This is a genomic window from Variovorax sp. LjRoot175 (assembly GCF_964253805.1).
Taxonomy (GTDB): Bacteria; Pseudomonadota; Gammaproteobacteria; order Burkholderiales; family Burkholderiaceae_C; genus Variovorax.
In genome coordinates, this window is record NZ_CAXURY020000001.1 from 1970098 (window position 1) to 1981412 (window position 11315).

At 65.1% G+C, this 11315-nt stretch carries 12 protein-coding genes and 1 tRNA gene; all 13 read left to right on the top strand.

Going from position 1 to position 11315, the window contains the following annotated elements; all coding sequences use genetic code 11:
• Nucleotides 1-4 precede the first annotated feature (4 nt).
• The gene (locus ACSQ89_RS09965; RefSeq protein WP_093102418.1) at nt 5-1162 is read left to right on the top strand and encodes a pyridoxal phosphate-dependent aminotransferase; all 1158 of its coding nucleotides are present in this window, start codon (nt 5-7) and stop codon (nt 1160-1162) included.
• A gap of 209 nt (nt 1163-1371) precedes the next feature.
• Nucleotides 1372-1638, top strand: a complete 267-nt coding sequence (gene rpsO, locus ACSQ89_RS09970; RefSeq protein ID WP_007837783.1) for a 30S ribosomal protein S15 — start codon at nt 1372-1374, stop codon at nt 1636-1638.
• Between the two features lie 208 nt (nt 1639-1846).
• Nucleotides 1847-4138, top strand: a complete 2292-nt coding sequence (gene pnp / locus ACSQ89_RS09975) for a polyribonucleotide nucleotidyltransferase (RefSeq protein WP_436290628.1) — start codon at nt 1847-1849, stop codon at nt 4136-4138.
• Between the two features lie 79 nt (nt 4139-4217).
• Nucleotides 4218-5216 carry an NAD(P)H-quinone oxidoreductase gene (locus tag ACSQ89_RS09980; RefSeq protein ID WP_436290627.1) on the top strand — a complete coding sequence of 333 codons (999 nt, stop codon included), beginning with the start codon at nt 4218-4220 and terminating at the stop codon, nt 5214-5216.
• An 11-nt stretch (nt 5217-5227) separates the two neighbouring features.
• Complete coding sequence (gene tpiA / locus ACSQ89_RS09985; RefSeq protein ID WP_093102681.1) at nt 5228-5980, top strand: triose-phosphate isomerase; 753 nt, start codon at nt 5228-5230, stop codon at nt 5978-5980.
• 39 nt (nt 5981-6019) lie between these two features.
• On the top strand, nt 6020-6451 hold the full coding sequence (gene secG, locus ACSQ89_RS09990) for a preprotein translocase subunit SecG (protein ID WP_093102422.1): 432 nt from the start codon (nt 6020-6022) through the stop codon (nt 6449-6451).
• A gap of 119 nt (nt 6452-6570) precedes the next feature.
• Nucleotides 6571-6655, top strand: a tRNA-Leu gene (locus ACSQ89_RS09995).
• Nucleotides 6656-6712: 57 nt separating this feature from the next.
• Complete coding sequence (locus ACSQ89_RS10000; protein ID WP_093102424.1) at nt 6713-7072, top strand: NADH-quinone oxidoreductase subunit A; 360 nt, start codon at nt 6713-6715, stop codon at nt 7070-7072.
• A gap of 3 nt (nt 7073-7075) precedes the next feature.
• The gene (locus ACSQ89_RS10005) at nt 7076-7555 is read left to right on the top strand and encodes a NuoB/complex I 20 kDa subunit family protein (protein WP_021008163.1); all 480 of its coding nucleotides are present in this window, start codon (nt 7076-7078) and stop codon (nt 7553-7555) included.
• A 13-nt stretch (nt 7556-7568) separates the two neighbouring features.
• Nucleotides 7569-8177, top strand: coding sequence for an NADH-quinone oxidoreductase subunit C (locus ACSQ89_RS10010; RefSeq protein WP_093102425.1), 609 nt, complete (start codon nt 7569-7571; stop codon nt 8175-8177).
• 7 nt (nt 8178-8184) lie between these two features.
• The gene (locus ACSQ89_RS10015; RefSeq protein WP_093102427.1) at nt 8185-9438 is read left to right on the top strand and encodes an NADH-quinone oxidoreductase subunit D; all 1254 of its coding nucleotides are present in this window, start codon (nt 8185-8187) and stop codon (nt 9436-9438) included.
• Nucleotides 9439-9446: 8 nt separating this feature from the next.
• A complete protein-coding gene (gene nuoE, locus ACSQ89_RS10020) occupies nt 9447-9971 on the top strand; it encodes an NADH-quinone oxidoreductase subunit NuoE (protein WP_093102429.1) in 525 nt (174 codons plus the stop codon).
• Nucleotides 9968-11311: an NADH-quinone oxidoreductase subunit NuoF gene (gene nuoF, locus ACSQ89_RS10025; protein ID WP_170855467.1), complete on the top strand. Its 1344-nt coding sequence runs from the start codon at nt 9968-9970 to the stop codon at nt 11309-11311. The genes nuoE and nuoF overlap by 4 nt, the downstream gene beginning before the upstream one ends.
• The last annotated feature ends 4 nt before the right edge of the window (nt 11312-11315 follow it).

Sequence of the window (11315 nt, forward strand, 5' to 3'; positions counted from 1 at the left end):
CACGATGCGCCAAGCCATCCACAACCTCGAAGCCTCCAAGATCCGTGAGGTCGCCAACGCCGGCCTGGGCCGCAGCGACGTGCTGGCCTTCTGGTTCGGCGAGAGCGACGAAGTGACGCCCGAGGTGATCCGCCAGGCGGCGATCGATTCGCTGCAACAAGGAGAAACCTTCTATGCCCACAACCTGGGCCTGCCGGAACTGCGCGAGGCCGTTGCGCAGTACATGAGCGGGCTGCATCCGGCGATCGAGGCCTCGCGCATCGCCATCACCTCGGGCGGCGTCAATGCGCTGATGCTGGCGGTGCAGGCGCTGGTCGATGCGGGCGACGAAGTGGTCGCGGTCACGCCCGTGTGGCCCAACCTGACGGCGCAGCCCGCGATCCTCGGTGCGCGTGTGCGTTCCGTGCCGCTGGTGCCGAAGGCAGGGCAATGGACGCTCGACCTCGACGCGCTGCGCACCACGGTCACGCCGGCGACGAAGCTGCTCATCGTCAACGCGCCGAACAACCCGACCGGCTGGACCCTTGCGAGCGCGGAGCAGCAGGCGATCCTCGACCACTGCCGTCAGACCGGCACATGGATCCTGGCCGACGAGGTCTACGAGCGGCTCTATTTCGACGCCACGCCGAAGGGATGCGCGCCCAGCTTTCTGGACATCTCGACGCCGGACGACCGGCTCGTCGTCGCGCACAGCTTTTCCAAGAGTTTCCTCATGACCGGTTGGCGCCTCGGCTGGCTGGTGCTGCCGCCGGTGCTGATGGACGGCATGGGCAAGCTGATCGAATTCAACACTTCCTGCGCGAGCGTGTTCACCCAGCGCGCCGGCATCGCTGCGCTGGCGCACAGCCAGGAGATCACGCCGCGCGTGGTCGCGCACCTCAAGGCCTGCCGCGACACGCTGGTGCCATTGCTCGCCGACATCCCGGGCGTCCAGGTGGCGCCCGCGCGCGGCGGCATGTACGCATTTTTCAAGCTCGAAGGCTTCGACGATTCACTGGCGCTGGCCAAGCGCCTGGTGGCCGAGGCCGGGCTCGGGCTTGCGCCGGGGAGCGCTTTCGCACCCGAGGCGCAGGGCTGGCTGCGCTGGTGCTTTGCCTCGAAGGATCCGCAACGCCTGGTGCAGGGCGTCGAGCGGCTCAAGACCTGGCTGGCAGCCCGATAGTCGTTCGGGTTTTCATGCCAGGGATGCCACCGATCCGGCTTTGCCGGTCGGTCGGCAAAGCCCCCGGTAAGGGGAAGGCGCGCGACACGAAGTGCGCGAAGCCCAGGGGCGGGTTATAATCCCAAGGCTTTGCATGCCGCAAGGCGCACGGCGGGTGCAGTTCCAGCGCCCGTCGCAAGTCAAACATTCCGGAACAGGAAAATCATCAAATGATCGCAGCCTCCATCAAGGCGGAAGTTGTCAAGGACAACGCCCGCGCCGCCAACGACACCGGCAGCCCCGAAGTGCAAGTCGCACTGCTGACCGCCCGCATCAACGAACTCACCCCGCACTTCAAGACGCACGCCAAGGACCACCATGGCCGCCGCGGCCTGCTGCGCATGGTGAGCCGCCGCCGCAAGCTGTTGGACTACCTCAAGTCCAAGGACGCCGACCGCTACACCGCGCTGATCGCCAAGCTGGGTCTGCGCAAGTAAGGCCGAATCGCATGCAAGAACGCCTGGGTTAGTCCGCTAGCTCAGGCGTTTTTTACTTCGGAGCCGCCAAAACAGAGCGAAGCTGTGTCATTCCAACGAAGTTCTCGCCGAATTTCTCTGGAATGGCATCGTGTTCTGGAAAGCGCTCCGGCCCCGCGGGGTCTGTGATCACCACAGGCAAACCCGCTAATCAAAACAGGAGCTAAACATGAGTCTCTTCAACAAAGTCACCAAGACCTTCCAGTGGGGCGGCAAGACCGTCGTTCTGGAAACCGGCGAAATCGCCCGCCAGGCCAGCGGCGCCGTGATCGTGGACATCGAAGGCACCGTCGTGCTGGCCACCGTCGTCGCTTCCAAGGCAGCCAAGCCGGGCCAGGATTTCTTCCCGCTGACCGTCGACTACATCGAGAAGACCTATGCCGCCGGCAAGATCCCCGGCAGCTTCTTCAAGCGCGAAGCCAAGCCCAGCGAACTCGAGACGCTGACCTCGCGCCTGATCGACCGGCCGATCCGCCCGCTGTTCCCCGAGGGCTTTTTGAACGAAGTGCACGTGGTGATCCACACGCTGTCGCTCAATCCCGAAGTCGACGCCGACATCGCCGCCATGATCGGCACGAGCGCCGCGCTGTCGATCTCCGGCATTCCCTTCAGCGGCCCGATCGGCGCCGCGCGCGTGGGCTATATCAACGGTCAGTACGTGCTGAATCCGGGGCAGACCGAGCGCAAAGATTCGCAGATGGACCTGGTCGTCGCCGGCACCGAAGCGGCCGTGCTGATGGTCGAGTCCGAAGCCCTGCAGCTGAGCGAGGAAATCATGCTCGGCGGCGTGGTGTTCGGCCATGAGCAGGCCAACATCGCGATCAATGCGATCCACGAACTCGTGCGCGACGCCGGCAAGCCGGTGTGGGACTGGCAGCCGCCGGCCGAGGACGAAGCCTTCGTCGCCAAGGTCAAGGGTCTGGCCGAAGAGAAGCTGCGCGCCGTCTACCAGATCCGCAGCAAGCAGGCTCGTACGCAAGCCCTGCGCGAGGCCAATGCCAGCGTGATGGACGCGCTGAAGGAAAGCGGCGAGCCCTTCGACGCGGGCAAGGTCAACGACCTCCTGTTCGCGATCGAATCGAAGATCGTGCGCAGCCAGATTCTCTCGGGCGAGCCGCGCATCGACGGCCGCGACACGCGCACCGTGCGTCCCATCGAGATCCGCAACGGCGTGCTGCCGCGCACCCACGGCTCGGCCCTGTTCACGCGAGGCGAAACCCAGGCGCTGGTCGTGACCACGCTCGGCACCGAGCGCGACGCGCAGCGCATCGACGCGCTGGCCGGCGAGTACGAAGACCGCTTCCTGTTCCACTACAACATGCCTCCCTTCGCCACCGGTGAAGTGGGCCGCATGGGCTCGACCAAGCGCCGCGAAGTCGGCCACGGCCGTCTGGCCAAGCGCGCCCTCGTGGCCTGCCTGCCGACCAAGGAAGAGTTCCCCTACACGATCCGTGTCGTGTCGGAAATCACCGAGTCGAACGGCTCCTCGTCGATGGCTTCGGTCTGCGGCGGCTGCCTCTCGATGATGGATGCGGGCGTACCGATGAAGGCGCACGTGGCCGGCATCGCGATGGGCCTGATCAAGGAAGACAACCGCTTCGCCGTGCTGACCGACATCCTGGGCGACGAGGACCACCTGGGCGACATGGACTTCAAGGTGGCCGGCACGACCAACGGCATTACCGCGCTGCAGATGGACATCAAGATCCAGGGCATCACCAAGGAAATCATGCAGGTCGCCTTGGCGCAGGCCAAGGAAGCGCGCATGCACATCCTGGGCAAGATGCAGGAAGCGATGGGCGAAGCCAAGGCCGAAGTCTCGAGCTTCGCGCCGCGCCTGTTCACGATGAAGATCAACCCCGAGAAGATCCGCGACGTGATCGGCAAGGGCGGCTCGGTGATCCGCGCGCTGACCGAAGAGACCGGCACGCAGATCAACATCGACGAAGACGGCACCATCACCATCGCTTCGACCGACCCGGCCAAGGCCGAAGCGGCCAAGAAGCGCATCGAGCAGATCACGGCGGAAGTCGAGATCGGCAAGACCTACGAAGGCCCGGTCACCAAGATCCTCGACTTCGGCGCACTCATCAACCTGCTGCCCGGCAAGGACGGCCTGCTGCACATCAGCCAGATCGCGCACGAACGCGTCGAGAAGGTGACTGACTACCTGAGCGAAGGCCAGATCGTGAAGGTCAAGGTGCTCGAGACCGACGAGAAGGGCCGCGTCAAGCTGTCCATGAAGGCGCTGACCGAGCGTCCGGCCGGCATGGAGTTCAGCGAGCGTCCGCCGCGCGAAGACCGCGGCGAGCGACGCGAGCGTGGCGATCGCCCGCCGCGTGCCGAGCGCGCACCGCGCTTCGACAACGCCGAACGCGGCGAGCAAGCTGGCGAGCAGGCGGTGGCGGTCGAACAGGACCAGCGGCCGCAAGAGCCCAGCGGCGGCGACCGCCAGCCCTGAGAGGCGAGGGCGGTGACGCCTTTGCCGTCATTTCACCGTGCGTCTGCCCGCCAGGGCGGGCGCTGCAGCCGAGACAAGCATGAAAGCCATTGAAATCACTTCGTACGGCGCTCCCGAGGTGCTGCGCGTGGCCGAGCGCCCCGCGCCGGTCGCGGGCGCGGGCGAGTTGCTGATTCGCGTGGCCGCGAGCGGCGTGAACCGCCCCGACGTGCTCCAGCGCACCGGCAACTACCCGGTGCCGCCGGGCGCTTCGGATTTGCCGGGGCTCGAGGTCGCGGGCGAGATCGTTTCGGGCGATGCCGCCGCGATGCGTGAGGCTGGCTTCGCCGTCGGCGATCGCGTCTGCGCGTTGATCGCGGGCGGCGGCTATGCAGAACTCTGCGTGGCGCCCGTGGCCCAGTGCCTGCCGGTGCCCAAGGGCTGGAGCGATGCCGAGGCGGCTTCGCTGCCAGAGACCTTCTTCACCGTGTGGAGCAATGTGTTCGATCGGGCCCGATTGCAAAAGGGCGAGACTCTGCTGATCCAGGGCGGCTCGAGCGGCATCGGCGTCACGGCCATTCAGCTGGGCAAGGCCTTCGGCGCGACGGTGATCGTGACGGCCGGCAGCGACGACAAGTGCGAAGCCTGCAGGAAGCTCGGCGCCGACCATGCGATCAACTACAAGACGTCCGATTTTGTCGAAGAGGTCAAGCGCCTCACCGGCGGCAAGGGCGTTGACGTGGTGCTCGACATGGTGGCCGGCGCCTACGTGCCGCGCGAGATCGAATGCATGGCCGAGGACGGCCGGCTCGTGATCATCGCAGTGCAGGGTGGCACAAAGAGCGAATTCAATGCGGGCCTGGTGCTGCGCAGGCGGCTCACGATCACCGGTTCGACCCTGCGTCCGCGGCCGGTGGCATTCAAGGGTGCGATCGCAAAGGCCTTGCGCGAAAAAGTCTGGCCGCTGCTCGAAAGCGGCGCCGTCAAGCCCGTGATCCACAGCACCTTCGCCGCACAGGGCGAGCCCAGCGGCGCGGCGCAAGCCCACGTCCTGATGGAATCGAACCAGCACATCGGCAAGATCGTGCTGACCTGGTGAACAAGACAGACATGACGACAAAGAAAAAGCTCATCGCCGGCAACTGGAAGATGAACGGCAGCCTCGCGGCCAACGAGGCGCTGGTGAAGGCTCTGCTGCAGGGCGTCGGCACGCCTTCGTGCGACATCGCGGTGTGCGTTCCGACGCCGTACCTGGCGCAGGTGCAGGCGCTCGTCGCCGGATCGCCGATCGCGCTGGGCGCGCAGGACGTGTCGGCGCAGCCGCAAGGCGCATTCACCGGCGAACAATCGGCGGCCATGCTGAGGGACTTCGGCGTGCGCTATGCGATCGTGGGCCACTCGGAGCGCCGCCAGTACCACGGCGAGACGGACGAACTGGTGGCGGCCAAGACCGCCGCTGCGCTCGCGAACGGCATCGCGCCCATCGTCTGTGTCGGCGAAACGCTGGCAGAGCGCGAGGCAGGACACACCGAAGAGGTCGTGAAGCGCCAGCTCGCGGCGGTGATCCATGTCAATGGCCACTGCATCAGCGAGATCGTCGTGGCCTACGAGCCCGTCTGGGCCATCGGCACCGGCAAGACCGCGACGCCCGAGCAGGCGCAGGCGGTGCACGCCGTGCTGCGTGCGCAACTGCACCACGCGGCGAGCGAACACGCGGCAGGCATCCGCATCCTTTACGGCGGCAGCATGAATGCAGCCAATGCGACCGAATTGCTGGCCCAGGCCGACATCGACGGCGGCCTGATCGGCGGCGCTTCGCTGAAGGCACCCGACTTTTTGCAGATCATTGCTGCGGCACGCTGAGACCAGCGCAGCCGCGAACGAATTTAGGAGTTAGAACGAATGAACGTGGTCCTCAATATCCTGGTGGGCGTACAGATGCTCACCGCACTCGCGATGATCGGCCTGATCCTGATCCAGCACGGCAAGGGTGCCGACATGGGTGCGGCCTTCGGCAGCGGCAGTGCGGGCAGCCTGTTCGGCGCCAGCGGCAGCGCGAACTTTCTTTCGCGCACCACCGGCGTTCTCGCCGCCGTGTTCTTCGCATGCACCTTGCTGCTCGCCTATTTCAGCCATGCACGGCCGACGGGCGGCGGCAGCCTGCTCGAGCGCGCCACGATCGGCGCGCCGGCGCCGGCGCCTGCCCCCGCACCTTCGGGCCCGGCATCGCAGATTCCTTCCGGCAACGCACCTGCTGCGGCACCGGGCACGAATGCACCGGCTTCGGCGCCTGCTGCACCGGCTTCGGGCGCTGCGCAGATCCCGACCAAGTGATCCTGTCGTTTTCGATGCGGCCACCGAGCGAAAACGACTTCATTTCAGGGTAAACTCTAAAGCTGTCCGGAAAGCCAAAACCCTATCGGGTTCCTCATGCCATCCGGACACACAAAACCGCGGTCGTGGTGAAATTGGTAGACACGCTATCTTGAGGGGGTAGTGGCGAAAGCTGTGCGAGTTCGAGTCTCGCCGACCGCACCAAATCTCGCCGGCAGGAAGCTTCATCTTCCTGTCGGCGTCAAGCGGTAAAAGACCCCGATGAACCTCGATTCCTACCTTCCCGTCCTGTTGTTCATCCTGGTCGGAGTCGGTGTCGGCGTCGCACCGCAGGTTCTCGGTTACATCCTCGGCCCCAATCGGCCCGACGCTCAAAAGAACGCGCCCTACGAATGCGGCTTCGAGGCCTTCGAAGACGCGCGCATGAAGTTCGACGTGCGCTACTACCTCGTGGCGATTCTCTTCATTCTTTTCGACCTCGAAATCGCCTTTCTCTTCCCGTGGGCGATCGCGCTCAAGGAAATCGGTCCGGTCGGTTTCTGGGCCATGATGATTTTTCTCGCCATCCTCGTCGTGGGCTTCGTCTACGAGTGGAAAAAGGGCGCGCTCGACTGGGAATGAACAATGGCCATTGAAGGCGTCATGAAGGAAGGCTTCGTCACCACCACCTACGACTCGGTGGTGAACTGGGCCAAGACCGGATCACTGTGGCCGATGACCTTCGGCCTCGCATGCTGTGCGGTGGAAATGATGCACGCGGGTGCCGCGCGCTACGACATCGACCGCTTCGGCATGCTGTTCCGCCCGAGCCCGCGCCAGTCCGATCTGATGATCGTGGCCGGCACGCTGTGCAACAAGATGGCGCCGGCGCTGCGCAAGGTCTACGACCAGATGCCCGAGCCCCGCTGGGTGCTGTCGATGGGCTCGTGCGCCAACGGCGGCGGCTACTACCACTACAGCTACTCGGTCGTGCGCGGCTGCGACCGCATCGTGCCGGTCGACGTCTATGTGCCGGGCTGCCCGCCGACCGCCGAGGCGCTGCTCTACGGAATCATCCAGCTCCAGCAGAAGATTCGCCGCACCAACACGATCGCGCGTGCCTGAGAAGCGAGAGACGATGACCGACTTTGCTATTTCTCCCGAGGCACTGCAGACCCAGATTGCCGAAACGCTTGGCGCCAAGGCCAAGAGCGTCACCCTCGCGCTCGGCGAAGTGACGGTGGTGGTCGGCGCGGCCGACTATCTGGAAGCCGCGACCCTGCTGCGCGACGCGCCCGGCTGCCGCTTCGAGCAGCTGATCGATCTCTGCGGCCTGGACTACTCCGACTACCGCGAAGGCGAGTGGGAAGGCGAACGCTTCTGCGTGGTGACGCATCTGCTTTCCGTGAGCCTCAACCAGCGCGTGCGCCTCAAGGTGTTCGTGCCCAACGAAGATCTGCCGGTGATCGATTCGCTGACCGGCATCTGGAACGCCGCCGGCTGGTTCGAACGCGAAGCCTTCGACCTCTACGGCATCGTGTTCGAAGGCCATGACGACCTGCGCCGCATCCTGACCGACTACGGCTTCATCGGCCACCCGTTCCGCAAGGACTTCCCGGTCTCGGGCCATGTCGAGATGCGCTACGACGCGGAGCAGAAGCGCGTCATCTACCAGCCGGTCTCGATCGAGCCGCGCGAGATCACGCCGCGCGTGATTCGCGAAGACAACTACGGCGGATTGCACTGAGACCGACATGGCCGAAATCAAGAACTACACGCTGAACTTCGGACCCCAGCACCCCGCGGCGCACGGCGTGCTGCGCCTGGTGCTCGAGCTCGACGGTGAAGTCATCCAGCGCGCCGATCCGCACATCGGCCTCCTGCACCGCGCGACCGAGAAGCTCGCCGAGACGCGCACCTACATCCAGTCGCTGCCCTACATGGACCGGCTCGACTACGTCTCGATGATGAGCAACGAGCACGCGTACTGCCTCGCGATCGAGCGGCTCATGGGCCTCGACGTGCCCATCCGCGCGCAGTACATCCGCGTGATGTTCGACGAGATCACGCGCCTCTTGAACCACCTTCTGTGGCTGGGTGCGCACGGCCTGGACTGCGGTGCGATGAACATGCTCATCTACTGCTTCCGCGAGCGCGAAGACCTGTTCGACATGTACGAGGCGGTGTCGGGTGCGCGCATGCACGCGGCCTACTATCGGCCGGGCGGCGTCTACCGCGACCTGCCGGACGCGATGCCGCAGTACAAGGTCAGCAAGATCAAGAATGCGAAGGCGATCGAGCGCCTCAACCAGAACCGCCAGGGGTCGCTGCTGGACTTCATCGACGACTTCTGCAAGCGCTTCCCGAAGATGGTCGACGAGTACGAGACGCTGCTCACCGACAACCGCATCTGGAAGCAGCGCACTGTTGGCATCGGCGTGGTAACGCCCGAGCGCGCGCTGAATCTCGGCTTCACCGGCCCGATGCTGCGCGGCTCGGGCGTCGAATGGGATCTGCGCAAGAAGCAGCCCTACGAGGTCTACGACCGCATGGACTTCGACGTGCCGGTGGGCAAGACCGGCGACTGCTACGACCGCTATCTCGTGCGCGTCGAGGAAATGCGCCAGGCCAACCGCATCATCCAGCAGTGCTCGGCCTGGCTGCGCGTCAACCCGGGCCCGGTGATCACCGACAACCACAAGGTCGCGGCGCCGGCGCGCGAGTCGATGAAGGCGAACATGGAGGAACTGATCCACCATTTCAAGCTCTTCACCGAAGGCTTTCACGTGCCCGAAGGCGAGGCCTATGCCGCGGTCGAGCATCCCAAGGGCGAGTTCGGCATCTATCTCGTGAGCGATGGCGCCAACAAGCCCTACCGTCTGAAGATCCGCGCTCCGGGCTTCCCGCATCTGGCGGCGCTCGACGAGATGTCGCGCGGCCACATGATTGCCGACGCGGTCGCGGTGATTGGCACCATGGACATCGTGTTCGGCGAGATCGACAGGTGAGCGAACGAATGACCACCCACAGCAGCAACCAGGCGCCGCTTTCGGCCGCCACGCTGGAGCTTTTTGCGCGCGAGGTCGCCAAGTACCCGCCGGCAGGCAAGCAGTCGGCCGTGATGGCCTGCCTCGCGATCGTGCAGAAGGACGAAGGCTTCGTCAGCGTGCAGCGCGAGCGCGAGATCGCCGCCTACCTCGGCATGGCGCCGATCGCGGTGCACGAGGTCACGACCTTCTACAACATGTACAACCAGCAGCCGGTGGGCAGGTTCAAGCTCAACGTCTGCACCAACCTGCCGTGCCAGCTGCGCGACGGCGCGGTGGCGCTGGCTCATCTCGAGAAGAAGCTGGGCATCCAGATGGGCGAGACCACGGCGGACGGCATGTTCACGCTGCAGCAGAGCGAGTGCCTCGGCGCCTGCGCCGATTCGCCTGTGATGCTGGTCAACGACCGCACCATGTGCAGCTTCATGAGCAACGAAAAACTCGATCAGCTGATCGACGGCCTGCGTACCTCGACGGCGGAGGGTGCGCAATGATGACGCCCGAACAAGTGCTCTCGCAGTTCCAGGCCACCGGCGTCCAGACCTGCTTTCACGACCGCCATATCGAGCCGCAGATCTATGCCGGTCTCGACGGCACCAACTGGCGCCTGGCCGACTACGAAGCGCGCGGTGGCTACAAGGCGCTGCGCAAGATCCTCGGCGAAGGCATCACGCCCGAGCAGGTGATTGCCGAAGTCAAGGCCTCGGGCCTGCGCGGGCGCGGCGGCGCGGGCTTCCCGACCGGCCTCAAGTGGAGCTTCATGCCGCGCCAGTTCCCGGGCCAGAAGTACCTGGTCTGCAACTCGGACGAAGGCGAGCCCGGCACCTGCAAGGACCGTGACATCCTGCAGTTCAACCCGCACATCGTGATCGAGGGCATGGCCATCGCCGCCTATGCGATGGGCATCAGCGTGGGCTACAACTACATCCACGGCGAGATCTTCCAGACCTACGATCGCTTCGAAGAAGCGCTGGAAGAGGCGCGCGCCGCCGGCTTCCTGGGCGATGCCATCCTGGGCAGCAGCTTCAATTTCCAGCTGCATGCGTCCCATGGCTTCGGCGCCTACATCTGCGGCGAAGAAACCGCGCTGCTCGAATCGCTCGAAGGCAAGAAGGGCCAGCCGCGCTTCAAGCCGCCGTTCCCAGCGAGCTTCGGGCTCTACGGCAAGCCGACCACCATCAATAACACCGAGACTTTCGCTGCGGTGCCGTGGATCATCGTCAACGGCGGTCCGGCCTACCTCGAATGCGGCAAGCCGAACAACGGCGGCACCAAGATCTACTCGGTCAGCGGCGACGTCGAACTGCCCGGCAACTACGAAGTGCCGATGGGCACGCCGTTCTCGAAGTTGCTTGAACTCGCCGGTGGCGTGCGCAAGGGCCGCCAGCTCAAGGCAGTGATTCCTGGCGGCTCGTCGGCGCCGGTGCTGCCGGCCTCGATCATGATGGAGTGCACGATGGATTACGACTCCATCGCCAAGGCCGGCTCGATGCTGGGCTCGGGTGCGGTGATCGTGATGGACGACAGCCGCTCGATGGTCGAGTCGCTCAAGCGCCTCTCGTACTTCTACATGCACGAGTCTTGCGGCCAGTGCACGCCGTGCCGCGAAGGCACGGGCTGGCTCTGGCGCGTGGTGGACCGCATCCACAACGGCCACGGCAAGCCGAGCGACATGGAGCTGCTCAATTCGGTGGCCGACAACATCCAGGGCCGCACCATCTGCGCGCTCGGCGACGCCGCCGCGATGCCGGTGCGCGCCATGATTAAGCACTTCCGTCACGAGTTCGAGGCCTTGATCCCGGGCTACGTCCCGAAGGCACCCGTCAAAGCCTGAGCGC

Coding starts and splice junctions, on each gene's coding strand:
- ACSQ89_RS09965 (WP_093102418.1), top strand. CDS start 5: ATGCGCCAAGCCATCCACAACCTCGAAGCCTCCAAGATCCGTGAGGTC.
- rpsO (WP_007837783.1), top strand. CDS start 1,372: ATGATCGCAGCCTCCATCAAGGCGGAAGTTGTCAAGGACAACGCCCGC.
- pnp (WP_436290628.1), top strand. CDS start 1,847: ATGAGTCTCTTCAACAAAGTCACCAAGACCTTCCAGTGGGGCGGCAAG.
- ACSQ89_RS09980 (WP_436290627.1), top strand. CDS start 4,218: ATGAAAGCCATTGAAATCACTTCGTACGGCGCTCCCGAGGTGCTGCGC.
- tpiA (WP_093102681.1), top strand. CDS start 5,228: ATGACGACAAAGAAAAAGCTCATCGCCGGCAACTGGAAGATGAACGGC.
- secG (WP_093102422.1), top strand. CDS start 6,020: ATGAACGTGGTCCTCAATATCCTGGTGGGCGTACAGATGCTCACCGCA.
- ACSQ89_RS10000 (WP_093102424.1), top strand. CDS start 6,713: ATGAACCTCGATTCCTACCTTCCCGTCCTGTTGTTCATCCTGGTCGGA.
- ACSQ89_RS10005 (WP_021008163.1), top strand. CDS start 7,076: ATGGCCATTGAAGGCGTCATGAAGGAAGGCTTCGTCACCACCACCTAC.
- ACSQ89_RS10010 (WP_093102425.1), top strand. CDS start 7,569: ATGACCGACTTTGCTATTTCTCCCGAGGCACTGCAGACCCAGATTGCC.
- ACSQ89_RS10015 (WP_093102427.1), top strand. CDS start 8,185: ATGGCCGAAATCAAGAACTACACGCTGAACTTCGGACCCCAGCACCCC.
- nuoE (WP_093102429.1), top strand. CDS start 9,447: ATGACCACCCACAGCAGCAACCAGGCGCCGCTTTCGGCCGCCACGCTG.
- nuoF (WP_170855467.1), top strand. CDS start 9,968: ATGATGACGCCCGAACAAGTGCTCTCGCAGTTCCAGGCCACCGGCGTC.